This is a genomic window from Brevibacillus sp. FW301-21C12A, from assembly GCF_058788915.1.
Window position 1 is genome coordinate 97925 of the sequence record NZ_JBYTBG010000006.1, and the last position, 15037, is coordinate 112961.

Sequence of the window (15037 nt, forward strand, 5' to 3'; positions counted from 1 at the left end):
TCCATAAACGAGTAAGCGAAAACAAGCTAATAAAACGAGAGAAAACGATACATTCTACAAACATTGGATATGAGAAAAGGGAGAGAAGCCGCATGGGGTTGATCGTGCAGAAATACGGAGGCACCTCTGTAGGGACTATTGAGCGAATTTTACGAGTTGCGGACCGAATTATCAGCTACAAAGAAGAAGGGCATGACCTGGTAGTCGTCGTGTCTGCGATGGGCAAATCTACCGACGTCCTGGTAGATATGGCCAAACAGATCAGCGCCTACCCTTCCGAGCGTGAAATGGATATGCTGCTGACCACGGGGGAGCAAGTATCGATCGCATTGCTCGCGATGGCCTTGCATTCCAAAGGCTACGATGCCATTTCTTTGACTGGCTGGCAGGCCGGAGTGACGACAGAAGCGATCCACGGCCGGGCGCGGATCAAGCAAATTGATCCACAGCGCATTCAGGCGGAGCTCGGTCGAGGCCGCGTCGTGATTGTGGCAGGGTTCCAAGGTCTTAGCGACGAAGGAGAAATTACAACGCTCGGCCGCGGTGGATCGGATACATCGGCGGTTACGCTGGCAGCCAGCCTGAATGCTGACAAATGCGAGATTTTTACAGACGTTTCTGGCGTTTACACGGCCGACCCGCGCATGGTGCCGGCAGCAAGCAAGCTGAATACGATCTCGTATGATGAAATGCTGGAGCTTGCCAATCTCGGCGCAGGCGTCCTGCATCCGCGTTCGGTGGAGGCTGCGAAAAAATACAAGGTACGGCTGGTGGTCCGCTCCAGCTTTACTGCCGAAGAGGGTACGTACGTTGAGGAGGTTGCCAACATGGAAACAGGAAGAGTAGTAAGTGGAGTCGCGCATGACGAAGATGTCGCCAAAGTTACGGTTGTCGGGATGCCTGCAAAGGTGGGGACTCTTTCCCGCCTGTTCAATACACTCGCAGACAACCAGGTGAACGTCGACATCATCATTCAAAGCTCCTACGATGCCGCTGTCACGAACATTTCGTTTACGGTCGCGGCAGATGACTTGAAAAAGGCGCTGGATACGCTGGAAAACAACAAAGCGGAGCTGGGCTTCGAAAAAGTCGATTTCGAGCAAAACTTGACCAAAGTGTCCATCGTCGGCTCCGGCATGGTGAACAATCCGGGGGTTGCCGCTGAGATGTTCCGCGTTTTGGCTGAAAAAGAAATTTCTATTAAAATGGTTTCGACGTCGGACATCAAAGTGTCCTGCGTTATTCCTGCTGGCCAAACCGAGCTTGCCGTTCGCAGCCTGCATACGGCATACGGACTTGATGTGGCGGAAACAGCAGTCGTGCACGGCTTATAAGAAGCAAATGCTCCCTCGCCCGCTGGCAGAGGGGGCATCTTTTTGAATGATTCGCGAGTGCGGGTTCCCGCTGCCTTTTGCAATGACAAAAGTATGGCAGTATCCCGCACGAAGGCGAACGGCTTGTTTATTTTTGCGTCCGCACCTTGATAAGAATGCGGGACGAGCTTTCGATCTCCAGTTGTGCGGACGTGTCCTTGCCCTTCCACTGCTCGATGCTGCCGGCGATGATTCCGGCTTCCAGTGACAAGGCGCGGCTGAGCCGCTCGGGCGTTTGGTAGTTGTAGATAGTGTGCGAGAGCTTGTAGACGATCGCGTCTGCCGTTTCTTCCACGAGATCGAGCTGTCCCAGCCCAAGGCGGATAAAAGGGAGAATCGGGCCCGTGGAAGACTGAACCGGAATTTTCCGGCCGATGTCTTTGCCCAGCCAGTACAATATCGGGCTTTCGCTGTCTCCCAATAAGGCGTTCGTCAATGTTTCGCGGAGCAGATGGTAGCCGAGATAAGGCATGTGCATGCGTTCGGCCACCGGAATCGTGTGGGGCGGCAACAGGGCTGCCAACTGATCGGTATCTTTCATCTCGCTTCCCTCCTGTCTGTACTAGATTATGAGAGGGAGGCTTGCTTCATGACCGATTAAGAGAAAAAATAGTGAAACTAAACAAAGTTATTCTATCAATGTATTTAGTCTACTGATTGTCTTGACGCTATGTGTCGACAAGAGTACAATTGGATTTGGTCAAAGTTTTGCCCAACTTTTTTTCGTATTTTGACACATTCCGACAAAGTTAGGCGTGGAGAGAGCTAACGGTTTTTTGGCATGTCTAATGGGTCAGGCAATGGGTTAGGATATGGGAGAAAGGTCCATAAAAGAGCGCTACATACACTGAAAGGGGGACCATTGTATGGCGAAAGGCCATAGCTTTCTCAGTCACAAGCTGCACTCACTTCTTGGTTTGTTTCCGATCGGGCTCTTCCTGCTGTTCCACTTGACAGCCAACTACCAGGCGACCCGTGGAGCAGAAGCTTTCAACCAGACGGTAGGTCTGATTGAAAACGTTCCACTTCTGCTTGTAGTTGAATTTGTCTTCATCTACATCCCGATCCTGTTTCACGCTGTTTACGGTCTCTACATCGCGTTCCAAGCGAAACAAAACGTAGGGAACTTCGGTTACTTCAGAAACCACATGTTTCTGTGGCAACGGGTAACAGGTATCATTACCCTCATTTTCATTGTTTGGCACGTATGGGAAACTCGCATTCAGAAGGCATTGGGTGCACATGTTGACTTCGACATGGTCGCAAACATTTTCAGCAGCCCAGCAATGATCGTATTCTACACAATCGGGATTATCAGCACGGTTTTCCACTTCTCCAACGGACTCTGGTCGTTCCTGGTTCACTGGGGAATTACGGTTGGACCACGTTCCCAACGAATTGCAACATACTTCACTATGGTCGTATTCGTAGTTGTAACCTTCATCGGATTGCGTGCGATGTCGGCTTTCATTCTGTAGGGATAGGGGGACTAAATCATGGCAAAAGGTAAACTTATCATTGTCGGTGGTGGATTGGCCGGCTTGATGGCTACTATCAAAGCTGCAGAAAAAGGCGTTCCCGTTCAGTTGTTCTCCCTGGTTCCGGTAAAACGTTCCCACTCTGTTTGTGCGCAGGGCGGTATCAACGGTGCGGTAAATACCAAAGGGGAAGGCGACTCCACATGGGAGCACTTCGACGATACAGTTTACGGTGGAGACTTCTTGGCAAACCAACCACCAGTAAAAGCAATGTGCGATGCAGCACCTGGAATTATCTATATGCTTGACCGGATGGGCGTCATGTTCAACCGCACACCAGAAGGTCTGTTGGACTTCCGCCGTTTCGGGGGAACAAAACATCACCGTACTGCGTTTGCAGGTGCGACAACCGGACAACAACTGCTGTACGCGCTGGACGAGCAAGTACGCCGCTACGAAGCAGAAGGTCTGGTTACCAAGTACGAATATTGGGATTTCCTCGGAGCCGTTTTGGACGAGACAGGAACCTGTCGCGGGATTACCGCGCAAAACATGCGTTCCGGTGAAATTCAATCCTTCCGTGCAGATGCCGTTATTTTGGCAACAGGCGGCCCTGGTATCATCTTCGGTAAATCGACCAACTCGATCATCAACACAGGTACAGCAGCGTCTGCCGCTTACCAGCAAGGCGTAATCTACGCCAACGGTGAGATGATCCAGATTCACCCGACTGCGATTCCGGGCGACGACAAGCTGCGTCTGATGTCTGAATCCGCGCGCGGTGAGGGCGGTCGCGTATGGACGTACAAAGACGGTAAGCCTTGGTACTTCCTGGAGGAAAAATATCCTGCCTACGGAAACCTGGTACCGCGTGATATTGCGACTCGCGAAATCTTCTCTGTCTGCGTAGACATGAAACTGGGCGTCAACGGCGAAAACATGGTGTACCTCGATCTGTCCCACAAAGATCCGAAAGAGCTGGATGTAAAACTGGGCGGTATTATCGAGATTTACGAAAAATTCGTAGGGGATGACCCGCGCAAAGTGCCGATGAAGATTTTCCCTGCCGTTCACTACTCCATGGGCGGAATGTGGGTAGACTACAACCAAATGACCAACATCCCTGGTCTGTTTGCAGCGGGTGAGTGCGATTACTCCCAGCACGGCGCGAACCGTTTGGGTGCAAACTCCCTGTTGTCCGCGATCTACGGCGGTATGGTTGCCGGTCCAAAAGCGATCGAGTACATCAAAGGCTTGAATCAATCTTCGGATGATCTGTCTTCTACTCTCTTTGACAGCTACACGAGCAAAGAACAGGCGAAATACGACAGCATTTTGAAAATGGACGGAACGGAAAATGCTTACCTGATCCACAAGGAGCTGGGTGAGTGGATGACAGACAACGTAACGGTAGTTCGTTACAACGACCGTCTGCAAAAAACAGATGAAAAGATTCAAGAGTTGATGGAGCGCTACAAAAAAATCAACATCAACGATACAAGCAAATGGAGCAACGCAGGTGCTTCCTTCACTCGTCACTTGTGGAACATGCTCGTCCTCTCCCGTGCGATCACAATCGGTGCGCTCATGCGTAACGAGAGCCGCGGCGCTCACTACAAACCGGAATTCCCTGAGCGTGATGACGAGAACTTCATGAAGACAACTATGGCGAAGTTCAATCCGGAAACAACCGCGCCAGAAATCTACTACGAAGACATCGATGTTTCGTTGATCCCGCCACGGAAACGTGACTATACGTCTGACAAGAAGCATTAAGAGAGGAGGAAACGGATCATGGCAGAAAAATTGATTCACCTGATTATTACTCGCCAAGACAGCCCTGACAGCACTCCATACAAGGAAGAGTTCAAAATCCCGTACCGTCCTGGTATGAACGTCATTGGTGCGCTGATGGAGATTCAACGCAATCCGCTCAACGCGCAAGGCCAAAAAACTTCTCCGGTCAACTGGGAATCGAACTGCTTGGAAGAAGTATGCGGCGCGTGCTCGATGGTCATCAACGGAAGACCGCGCCAGGCTTGCTCGGCGCTGATCGATAAACTGGAACAGCCAATTCGTCTGGAGCCAATGAGCACGTTCCCTGTACAACGCGACTTGTCGATTGACCGTAGCCGCATGTTCGATGCGTTGAAACGTGTAAAAGCATGGATTCCAATCGATGGTACGCATGATCTGGGACCAGGTCCGCGCATGCCGGAAGTAGAGCGTCAATGGGCGTACGAGCTGTCCAAGTGCATGACGTGCGGGGTATGCTTGGAGGCTTGCCCGAACGTGAACGCGAAGTCCGAGTTCATTGGACCGTTTGCGATTTCCCAGGTTCGCCTGTTCAACCAGCATCCAACTGGTATGATGAACAAGCATGAGCGTCTGGAAGCTCTGATGGAAGACGGCGGTATCGGCGATTGCGGTAACTCGCAAAACTGCGTGCAAGCTTGTCCAAAAGGCATCCCGCTCACGACCTCGATTGCTCACATGAACAAAGAAACGACCAAACATGCGGTGAAGAAATTCTTCTTCTCCTAATCGTTTGGCAAAAGAAAAAGGCGTGCGCCGGTTTAACCGGAATGCACGCCTTTTTTTCTTGCGTCAGCGACAGCGGCGACTGCCAGTTTTTCGAACATGCGAACGAACTGCTCCCACTCTTCTTCGGTGAGGTGGGAAAACAGTTGCCGGAGCGTTTCCAGCCGCGTCTGCTTCGCCTGGGCCAAAATGTGTTTTCCGGCTTCCAGCAGACTGATATGGACGACGCGCCGATCTTCCTCATCGCGCTCCCGGCTGACGTAGCCGTGCTTGTCCAGCCGGTCGATCATCGCGGTAATCGCGCTGGGCTTGACCATCATCGAATCGGCCAGTTCGCCGACGGTACATCTTTGGCGTTGCTCCAATTGATGAAGGATGTAAAATTGCGGACCTGTCAATCCGGGAACAGGCTCGGCCATATGCGTCCCCAACGTGCGCATGATGGTGCGAAAAGCTTCTTGCAGGCGGTCAATGGACTCGGGGGAAGGGGAGGACATGCTGGTTTCAGCTCCTTGCAGCTTAATAACAATACATTTCGGACAGGAAATATTTAACGGTATTAAATATAGGCTGATTCACCTGTTTTGTCAACCTTAGGGCAAAAGACGAGAATACCCGAGCGGCTCCCAGTGAAAACTGATACATAATGGGTGTACTTCCAACAAGGGGGCAAACGATGAAAAAACAGGTGATGAGCTTAGGGTTAGTGTTGGTTTTGCTTCCCGTAACGACAGTGGGCCATACACGCGCGGATGTCTTTGCATACGGCGACGCCATCAGCTTGCGCAGTGTGGTCATGCACGATTTGGCGGAAATGAAGGAGCAATCACATACAAGCCACGCGCCGGGCGAGGCCGGAAATCATGTCCGCGCCGAGCGGGCCAACGAGTGGCAGCGTTCCGAGCATGTCGTCCTGGGCGAACAGGCTGTCAGCGCACAAGCCTCTACGCTGGAGATGATCGAAGCGAACCGCGCCTGGCGGGAGGCAGGGGTTAAAGGAGAAGGAATGCTCATCTCGGTCATTGATACAGGCGTAAACCCGCGGCATCCTGATTTGCCACCGCCGCACGACAAGCGGCTGGCTGTGCAGAAGTCAGGCTCGCCGCAAAAAGTAATTCCGGGCTTCAACTGGGCAGACCGCAATCAGACGACCGAGGACGTAGCCGAATCGCAGCACGGCATCCATGTCGCCGGGATCATTGCCGCCAACGGCAAAGTCAAAGGAGTCGCGCCGGAATCGCAAATCATGAGCCAAAAAGTATTTTCCAACTACCAGGGGGAAGTGCCAGGCTTGAGCGAGTCGATCTTGTTTGCGATTAACGATTCGATCGCCAAAAAAGCCGATGTCATCAACCTCAGCCTCGGCTCCTCCGCCGGTTATGTGGACGAGTCGAACGTCGAGCAAATGGCCGTGAAAAAGGCGGTGGACAACGGCGTCATCGTCGTGGCGGCAGCGGGGAACGACTCGTACTTCGGCAGCGACAAGGTGCGGGCGCAAAATCCGGACGTGGCCATGATCGGCTCCCCCGGGCTCAGCCCTGATGCGTTTTCCGTCGCATCCGTCAACGCGACGACGCTTGCGGGCAACAGCTTCAGCGTCCAGGGAGTGCCAGGGCTGGAACGCGTCGTCTACTTGCCTGGGCACGTGGAGAGCGGGGCGGCGCTCAATCCGATAGCTTCTCTGGTGAAGCCGTATCCGCTCGTTTACATGGGAAAAGGGAAAAAAGAAGACTACAACGTATCGGTCAAGGAAAAAATCGTGCTCTTGGAGCGGGGGGATACTTCTTTTGATGAAAAGCTCCGCCTTGCCAAAGAAGCGGGTGCCGTCGGCGCGATTATTTACAACAACGAACCCGGGCCGCTCATCATCAGCGCGGAGCATTTGAAGCAAATTCCGGCGGTGGCGGTGCTGAAGCAGATGGGCGAGCAGTTGGCGCAGGCGGTGAAAAAAGGGAAAAAAGTGACGGTCGCCTTCAATGGCGAGTACGCGCAAAACCCGATGCCTTATCCGGACGGCGGAACGATTTCCGGCTTTTCCTCCTGGGGACCGACTCCTGACCTGCAGTTCAAGCCGGAAATTTCGGCGCCGGGCGGAGGGATTTTGTCGCTCGTCCGCGATTCGGAGTACGCAGTCAAAAGCGGAACGTCCATGGCGACGCCACACGTAGCAGGCGGGATGGCGCTGCTCAAGCAAGCCTACCAAAAGCAGGGGCGCAACTTGCAAGGCCGGGCCTTGGTCGAAACGTTGAAGGCAGCGGCGATGAACACAGCCGAGCCGATTTTGGACCCGCGGGTGAGCGTGGCTGCTTCCGACAAGGCCAAAGTGAAAAAATATCCGTACAGCCCGCGCGTTCAAGGAGCAGGCTTGATGCAAATCGCCAAAGCGATCCAGACGCCTGCCGTGGTGGTCGATGCCAAAGGCAAGGCTGGCGTCTCGCTGGGAGAGATCGGGAACACGACAACGTTTTCCTTGTTTGTCGATAACAAGTTCGGGAAAAAGCCGATAACGTACCAGCTCCACGACGAGTTCGGCGTCATGACCGACTTGCGCAAGGACGGCTTGAACATGCTGACGGCAACCGCGCTGGAAGGGGCGCAACTCCGCTTTTCCGCTCCGAAGGTAACCGTGGAGCCTGGCAAGCGCGCCGAGGTCAAGGTGACGCTCGCCATCCCGCAGGGAGCAGCCCGCAACCAGTTTGCCGAAGGCTTTATCTCCTTTGCGCCGGATGACAAGTCGCTGCCTGCCTTGCGCGTCCCTTACTTCGGCTTTTTCGGCGACTGGGACGAGCCGCGCATTATGGACCAGCCTGTATGGGAGGCTGGCAGTCAGGAAAAGCGGACGGGCGTCAAGACGAGCTGGTACCACGACAAGCGCAACGACAAATGGCGCTACCGCGATTATTTGGGCGTGACCGGGGTCAAAGAGGACGGAACCGTACAGATTGATCCAGGCCAGATTGCGTTTTCTCCCAACGGAGACGGCCATTACGACATCGCGGCTCCTTCGATTACGTTTTTGCGCAACGCCCGGCAAGTGGTCGTGGAAGTAACGGATCAGTCCGGCAAGCCGATACGCGCGCTGGTGCGGGATGAAAAAGTCAGCAAGTACGACCAGTCCAAGCTGGGAACGCCTTATTACTACACCGAGCGCGAGGCGTGGAGCTGGGATGGCAAAATTTTTTCGCCGCAAAAAGGCAGCTATGTGCAAGCGCCGGATGGAGCGTACCAGTTTTTAATCAAGGCGAAAATCGACGGCCGCGATGCCAATTGGCAAACGATGACGCTGCCGATCCGGGTCGACACGAAGCCGCCAGTCCTCAACGCTTCTCTGTCCGGAAACAAGGTGCAGTGGAGCAGCCGCGACAAAGACGTGCAAGGCTATCTGCTCTACGTCAACGGGAAAAAAGTAGGCGGCCCGTATTCGCCGAAAATCACCAGCACGATCATCAATCAGCCGGAGAAAAAAATAAGCGTAGTCGCCTTCGATTACGCCGGAAACATCAGCGTAGCAAACATTAACGGGAAAAGCGACACCGTCCCGCCGTTCGTGGAATTTCCCGACGATCTGTTCAGCTATCTGAAAATATCCAAACAGCCGGATGTCGCCTTGCGCGGGAAGGTCACAGGCGAGGAGCTGCTGGATCGGGTCCGGCTCTCGATCAACAAAACGCCTGTCAAGCTGGAGGCAGACGGTTCGTTCGAGACGATTCTCCGGCTGCAGGAAGGGCTGAACTACGTCGTGTACAGTACTGCCGACATGTACGGCAACACGCGGCAGTTTACGCAACGGGTCATCGTCGACACAAGCCCGCCGATGCTCCAGCTCCAAAACGACGGGACCGAAGACATTCAGTTTGATCCAGCGACGAAAACGATGCTGCTGCCGATCCGCTTCCTGTACCGCGACCAGACGTACAAAGGACAGGCCAGCGTCAACGGCCAGATCGTCGCCAACTTCGAGGAAGACCAGTTGGAAATTCCTGTGCATAAAAATTTGACGCACATTTTGCCGATGAAACAAGGAGAAAACCGCGTCTTGATCGAAGGAAAAGATGGAGCAGGCAACCAGAGCACGCTGCTATTGTACGCGTACGTAGATGCGAGCGCAGGCACGGTCGTGCTCAGCCAGGGGGAACAGCGGTTGAACTACCGGGCGAGGACGATCGCGGCTCCCACGATCAAGCTGATGAACAATCAGGTGGAAGGCCAGGAAGGCGAGCTCCTGCCGATTGAGGGCAAGGTGACGGGAGCCGGGCCGGTCAGCTTGCGAATTACGTACGGCGATCATCATGTGCCTGTCGACGTCAACGACCGGGGAGGGTTTCGCCTGGTGCTGGACCGGATTGAGGAAGGCAAGCAAAAACTGACGGTTGTCGCGACTGATTCGCTGGGGCGGGAAGCTCGTGCCGAGATGAATGTGATCGGGAAAAAGAAGCAATAGGGATGGCCCGGCAACAGCGGATAATCGCTAGAGCCGGGCCTGCTCCTTTGGGGGGAAGCAAATTCGATGTTTTACCACGGGATAAAGTGGGAATATGTTACGAGAGAGTTTCCGCTGCTGTCGCCGAGAAGAATTGCCGGGAAACACGGCAAGGAGCAGTGCATGGATCGGCTGCACCTGCTTCAGCAGTTTGGCCTGGAGCCTGTCCATCTGCTCGAATCCGATGAGAGCTATCCGGACGAGCGGTGCATCAGGGAATGCTTGGCGTTTGGCGATACGGTGTTTGCGTTTGAGCGGCTCAGTTTGCCGATGTGGCAGCTAAGCAGGCATGAGGTCGGGGTAGAAGTGCTCGATTTGCGCACGTGCTCGGCCATTTATACCAAAAGGAATGATACCAAAGTAGAGGATTGGTTTCCGAAAATTCGCAGAACAAGTGACCTTTTGCCTATAAAGTTTTTGTGATAGTCTTGCATCTGCCAAATATCGACATTATGATAGTCCTATAGCAGAGATAATTGCCCGGGAAAGGAAGAGATCGCAAATGATAGTCCAATACCTAGATCCGTTTCTTGAATCAGCCTCCTCCGTGATTCAACAAGTGTGCAATGTAGACATTTCGCGTGGGGAATTAGCTGAAAAAGAATGGAGCAATTCGGAAGGTCACACCTGGATTCGTATCGGGATGACAGGTCAATTGCAAGGAGACGTGTTTTTTGGTCTGCAAGAGGAGTTGGCTTTGCGCATCGTCTCTGCCATGATGGGCGGTTTTCCTGTACAGGAGATGGATGAGCTCGGGAAAAGTGCGATTTCCGAGTTGGGGAACATGATCTCTGGCAACGCCAGTACGCTTTTGTCCAATCGCGGTGTGATCGTCGACATTACGCCGCCGCTGTTTGTGCAGCACCACGATTTGAAGGACGTGACAGGGACAGCCTTGACTGCTCCGCTCGACCTGCACGACATGGGACGGATGGAAATTCAAATTATCGTCATTCGGTAAGAGACGGCTGCGGCCGTCTTTTTTTTGTGCAGGTAAGAATGGGAAAGAGCGGTTTTCGCCAGAAGAAGGGCACCGTAGCGAGAGTTCGAAGCAGGGGGAGAAAGCAAGTTTTGTATCCGCTGGCTGCGAAGAGTCTGGCAATGGCTTCGCGCCATCGGGTTTTCTAATGCGCACAGCTTTGAATCTATTTGCATCTGCGGGTTGTATTGTCTGAAATATAAAAAAACATAAAATATTTTTTGATTGTATAGATGATTTTTTTTAGATGGTGTATTGTTGGAATTAGTAAGGGGGTAGGAGTGCTTGGCATATGTGAAACAACTGCTTGGGATGTTCTTCCTAGTGATCGTCGTCTGCGGCGGGCCGTTTATGCTATACACGGTCAAGGACGAAATCGTCTTCGCGCCGGAAGAGATCGTCGTTCACACCGTATTCTTGATCCAGCAGATCGCGAGTGGTTCTCTCGGCACGTACTATTTGGGCGAAAATGAGAGAAGCATTGCAGAAGATATCGTACCGTTTGCCATGAACACGTTCAAGCTGCTGTTTGCCAGCGTCAGCATCGCGGTCGTAGCCAGTCTCGTATTCGGCTTGTTTTTGCAGCGCTTCCGTGCGGTTCGTCAACTGCAAAAGGTTTTGAACCTCGTTGCCACGATTCCTGATTTTATTCTGATTTTTATGTCGATTCTGGCAGCCGTTGCCTTTTACAAGCTGACGAATATTCGCATCATCACGCTGTCGCCTACCAGCGACTCCGCCAACGACTGGTTCCCGATGACGCTTCTGGCGATCGGACCGACGATTTTCCTGATGAAAGTAGTCAGCCTCAAGTACGCGCAGATCGGCGGCGAGGACTACATCAAGACAGCGCTTGCAAAAGGAATGGGCATCTGGCACGTGCTCACCCATCACGTGTACAAAAACATCAAGCCGTTTCTCGTGGCGGATTTGAAAAAGACGATCGCGATTACGGTAGCAAACTTGTTCATCGTGGAGTACCTGCTCAACGTCGTCGGCCTGACCCGCTTTATTTTCAGCAAAGATGGCGGCTACCAGTTCAACGCGGCGGTGATGGGGCTGCTCGGGATCATTTTGCTCTCGATTTTGGTCTACGTGCTCATCCGCGCGGTTCTGTATTTGTTTGAACGGGTGGTCGTTTACAAATAACGCGATTTTTATTCGGAACGAGTGAGGTTTTTCTATGCAAAAACGATTCAACTGGTCATTGTGGATCGGCGGCATCCTGGTGGCGCTGCTCGTGCTCATCGGCGTGATCGGGCCGTATATCGCCCCGTATGAGCTGGACTTTCAGGAAAAGCTGCGCAACGAGGTCGTCAACGGCAAAACGATCATTGTCGCACCGCCGCTGCCTCCATCCGCGGAGCATTGGCTGGGAACGGATAAATGGGGGTACGACCTGCTGACCTTGCTGCTTCACGGCGCGCCTTACACCGTGTTCGTCACGCTGGCAGTGGCCGCCGTGCGATTGTTGATCGGGATTTTTCTCGGCCTGTACATTGGCGTGCAGGACAAGCCCCAGCGCTGGTGGCTGGCGATTGAAAATGCCTGGAGCTACATGCCGATCTTCATCCCTGTCTATTTCTTGCTGAAAGGGATCAGCATCAACCCGCTGATGCCGACATCCACGCTTGTGTTGTTTTTCATCGTGGTCGTCGGCGTGCTGGGAGCGCCCTCTGTTGCTTCCTCGATCCGGCAAAAGACGGAGCAGATCAAGGAGTCGCAGTACGTCCTGGCTGCCGTCTCGCTCGGGGCGGGCCGCGAGCAGATCATTTTCCGGCATATCTTGCCGCATCTGAAGGAGCAGATCATCATTATATTGGTCACGGAAATGGTCGCGATCATGACCTTGATGGGGCTTCTCGGGATGTTCGACCTTTTCGTGGGCGGGACAAAAATGACGATGGACCCGGTTCTTTTCCACTCGATCACGCACGAGTGGGCAGGGCTGCTCGGTTCGTACCGGGGCTTCGTGTACAGCAATTACACCTGGATTTTCCTCACGCCGCTGGTTGCCTTCGTGATCGCGGTCGGCTCGTTTACGCTGCTGGCAAAGGGACTGCGTGAGAAGTTTGAGCAGACGTATCATCGGACGCCGTTTATTTAAAGGATGGAAGCTTAGCGCATGCAGCCCCGCTCTTGAATGGATCGGGGCTTTTTGCTTGCGGCGTTTGCTCCAAGGGAAGGGAACCAAGCATGCAAAGAAGCTGGAAAAAGGAACCGGAAAGAAGGGAGCAGCAAGCGCGCTACTTGAATAGACTGAAGTGTCGGGGGCGGTGTTGGCCTTTGGGTTCCGACGCCAGCCTCCCCAAGCGGGCATTACGAAGCCTGTTTGGCCAAAGAGACGCCAGGCAGCCCGTCGACTCAACAAAATTTTTTCGCCACGGCGGCAAAGCCAAAAATGTTTCTTGTGTGGTGTTTCGGAACCCATTGCCCATTTTCTGAATAGGATGTAAGGCAAAAGCCTAAAATCCTTGAAATTCCGGCACCATCACCCACCCCCCATCATAGGATAAGGTGACTCTGTAATCCCTCAACCTTGTTCCTGTAGAGCCCACAAGGAGGGGTGGCACGATTGAAGGGTAGCGACCAAACCAAGCCGTTGTTAACGAATCGCGAAAGAGAAGTGTTTGAACTCTTGGTCCAAGATAAGACAACCAAAGAGATTGCCGGACAACTCTTCATCAGCGAAAAGACTGTGCGCAATCACATCAGTAATGTCATGCAAAAATTAGGTGTCAAAGGTCGATCTCAGGCAGTAGTCGAACTCGTTCGACTTGGTGAACTAGAGATTTGAACCCAGTCCACCCAGCCTCCCTTTTCTTCCCATGGTCGGAAGGGAGGGTTTTTTTATTTTGGGGGAGCGGGGGAGATAGGCAATACATAATATTGTTCTTTGCTTAAAGTATGGAATTATAGGAAATTTTATCTATAAAATTGTTTACAAGCAGATTGAAAGTATGGTATAAGTATAAATGGTAACAAAAACCAAAGTTTCCAATTAAAGATGGAGGGAGTGAAATGTTGAGCTACTGGGATAGTAGTATCAACAAGTTATTATGCTGAAAAATCAGCGGTGGTTAACAGTATTGTTAATTTTGGGGCTTCTCTTTGTAAATGCCAATGGTGTTTACGCCAGCACTACTGAGGAAGACGATGGCTATATTCAACGTAGCGAGATTGAGCATTTCATGGAAATAATGGCTGAAACCGAGACAGAACAAGCAAGAGAAATGAATAATGAATTAACCAAATATATGGAAGAAAATGAGGAGTACTTATTTGCAGAAGTAGCATCAATTGTTGATAAATATCAAGTTCCTGATACGACGAATCAGAGTGATGCAATGAGATATATGGAAGAAGTAGATCCAGAAGCACTACAGAGAGATTTCGAGCGCATAGATACACTTGCTCAAGAATATTATGATTACTACCAGATTCATAACGAGTTTCCAGAAGATGAGTCTTCCAAACAAGTATCTCTTAGGAGTATGGCAACGAGTGAAGCGCTAACTGTATTGAAAAATGCCGGGATTCGTATGACAGAAAGACAGTTGGCAGCGCGCTTGGCTGCATTGGGAGTGATTGCTGCGATTGATGGTCCACTTCCGGTAGGGGATTTTGTTGCTCTTGTTACGGGAGCCATCATTGTCAGCGATTATTTGAGTGACTATGTTGCAAGAAAAGATAGACTTGCTCAAGATATTGGGAATAACGAAGGCAGGTCATTTATTAAAATCGTTACAGAAAGTCTGTCGATTAGCGAAACAGTTACATACGAAATTAAAAGAAATAAAGTGAAGCATTTTAGAGCTTTTTTAAATCGGCTGGGTGGAGTGATTGTTGGGGATCCATTAACTCTTAGTGAAGCTAAACTGTTGGCTCGTCAGGAAAAAGACACGTTTAGCGTCCGTGAAGATTATGCTGAAAAAATTGTCGATCAACCCAATTATAAAAATGTAAAGCACACCCCTCATTACATAGATTCAAGAGGGAACAATAGGCCTGCCAATCTTCCTCATTGGCATTTAAAGAAGAAGATTAATGGTTCTTGGGAGCAAATCGAAGGACATCATTTCTTTCCATGGATTGGTTTAAAATAAATAAATTAATGGATTCCCCATGTCGAGACTTACGTCCTCTCTGTCGGAAAAAGAGTATCATCACGCTCGACCAGAACACC

General features: G+C 51.9%; 13 protein-coding genes. 11 read left to right on the forward strand and 2 right to left on the reverse strand.

Features of this window, described 5'->3' with window-relative positions:
• The first annotated feature begins 92 nt into the window (after positions 1-92).
• A complete protein-coding gene (locus tag AC3WQH_RS06220) occupies positions 93-1334 on the forward strand; it encodes an aspartate kinase (protein ID WP_005834924.1) in 1242 nt (413 codons plus the stop codon).
• A gap of 127 nt (positions 1335-1461) precedes the next feature.
• Here the strand turns inward: AC3WQH_RS06220 and AC3WQH_RS06225 are convergent, their stop codons facing one another.
• Positions 1462-1914: a DUF2507 domain-containing protein gene (locus tag AC3WQH_RS06225; RefSeq protein WP_005834922.1), complete on the reverse strand. Its 453-nt coding sequence runs from the start codon at positions 1912-1914 to the stop codon at positions 1462-1464.
• A gap of 325 nt (positions 1915-2239) precedes the next feature.
• Here AC3WQH_RS06225 and AC3WQH_RS06230 point away from each other — a divergent pair, with 325 nt between their 5' ends.
• The 3 genes from AC3WQH_RS06230 to sdhB are packed head-to-tail and all read left to right on the forward strand — an operon-like array spanning position 2240 to position 5395.
• Positions 2240-2851 (forward strand): succinate dehydrogenase cytochrome b558 subunit, encoded by a 612-nt coding sequence (locus AC3WQH_RS06230; protein ID WP_005834920.1) that lies wholly within the window; start codon positions 2240-2242, stop codon positions 2849-2851.
• Positions 2852-2869: 18 nt separating this feature from the next.
• Positions 2870-4627: a succinate dehydrogenase flavoprotein subunit gene (gene sdhA, locus AC3WQH_RS06235; protein ID WP_005834917.1), complete on the forward strand. Its 1758-nt coding sequence runs from the start codon at positions 2870-2872 to the stop codon at positions 4625-4627.
• Between the two features lie 18 nt (positions 4628-4645).
• Positions 4646-5395, forward strand: coding sequence for a succinate dehydrogenase iron-sulfur subunit (gene sdhB, locus AC3WQH_RS06240; RefSeq protein ID WP_005834915.1), 750 nt, complete (start codon positions 4646-4648; stop codon positions 5393-5395).
• Positions 5396-5427: 32 nt separating this feature from the next.
• Here sdhB and AC3WQH_RS06245 read toward each other — a convergent pair whose 3' ends face one another.
• On the reverse strand, positions 5428-5889 hold the full coding sequence (locus AC3WQH_RS06245; protein ID WP_005834913.1) for a MarR family winged helix-turn-helix transcriptional regulator: 462 nt from the start codon (positions 5887-5889) through the stop codon (positions 5428-5430).
• 179 nt (positions 5890-6068) lie between these two features.
• Between AC3WQH_RS06245 and AC3WQH_RS06250 the strand changes: the two genes are divergently transcribed.
• The 7 genes from AC3WQH_RS06250 (at position 6069) to AC3WQH_RS06280 (ending at position 14957) form a co-directional block, all read left to right on the forward strand.
• Positions 6069-9833, forward strand: coding sequence for a S8 family serine peptidase (locus tag AC3WQH_RS06250; protein WP_429782467.1), 3765 nt, complete (start codon positions 6069-6071; stop codon positions 9831-9833).
• Between the two features lie 66 nt (positions 9834-9899).
• Positions 9900-10295 carry a hypothetical protein gene (locus AC3WQH_RS06255; protein ID WP_122952547.1) on the forward strand — a complete coding sequence of 132 codons (396 nt, stop codon included), beginning with the start codon at positions 9900-9902 and terminating at the stop codon, positions 10293-10295.
• 79 nt (positions 10296-10374) lie between these two features.
• Positions 10375-10833, forward strand: a complete 459-nt coding sequence (locus tag AC3WQH_RS06260; protein ID WP_005834907.1) for a chemotaxis protein CheX — start codon at positions 10375-10377, stop codon at positions 10831-10833.
• Positions 10834-11136: 303 nt separating this feature from the next.
• The gene (locus tag AC3WQH_RS06265) at positions 11137-12000 is read left to right on the forward strand and encodes an ABC transporter permease subunit (RefSeq protein ID WP_025844125.1); all 864 of its coding nucleotides are present in this window, start codon (positions 11137-11139) and stop codon (positions 11998-12000) included.
• A gap of 34 nt (positions 12001-12034) precedes the next feature.
• A complete protein-coding gene (locus AC3WQH_RS06270) occupies positions 12035-12958 on the forward strand; it encodes an ABC transporter permease (protein ID WP_005834904.1) in 924 nt (307 codons plus the stop codon).
• Positions 12959-13426: 468 nt separating this feature from the next.
• Positions 13427-13648 carry a helix-turn-helix domain-containing protein gene (locus tag AC3WQH_RS06275; RefSeq protein WP_003387736.1) on the forward strand — a complete coding sequence of 74 codons (222 nt, stop codon included), beginning with the start codon at positions 13427-13429 and terminating at the stop codon, positions 13646-13648.
• Between the two features lie 292 nt (positions 13649-13940).
• Positions 13941-14957, forward strand: a complete 1017-nt coding sequence (locus AC3WQH_RS06280; RefSeq protein WP_242507393.1) for a hypothetical protein — start codon at positions 13941-13943, stop codon at positions 14955-14957.
• Positions 14958-15037: the final 80 nt, after the last annotated feature.